This is a genomic window from Bacillus sp. C28GYM-DRY-1 (assembly GCF_030519405.1).
Classification (GTDB): Bacteria; Bacillota; Bacilli; order Bacillales; family Bacillaceae; genus Bacillus; species Bacillus spizizenii_A.
On sequence record NZ_JAUMKF010000092.1, the window covers coordinates 1 to 272 of the forward strand.

Genomic DNA, 272 nt, shown 5'->3' on the forward strand with positions numbered 1-272 from the left:
ATAAAATCAGCGGGTCGAGTGAGGGGCGGCCTTTGTTTTCGCTGTAGTAAGGCTTAACCTTTTCAATGATAAAAGAGAAGTCGATGTGTTTATCAATTTTTCGAAGCAAATGATCCTCTTCGACGAGCTGATCAAGCAGAACAAATCGGCTGCGTTTTGAGAAGAATTTCTTGTGTGGAACATAAGAAAGACACCGTCCTTTTGAAGTCTTTCTTTTATTTTATTACAGGAGAATGGATATTTTAAGGGAAAATAAAAGCTGTCGAGATTTT

At 37.9% G+C, this 272-nt stretch carries 1 pseudogene; it reads right to left on the bottom strand.

Annotated features, from left to right (window positions below):
- Positions 1-183, bottom strand: a pseudogene (locus Q3W56_RS20820) (transposase); the annotation flags it as partial.
- Positions 184-272: the final 89 nt, after the last annotated feature.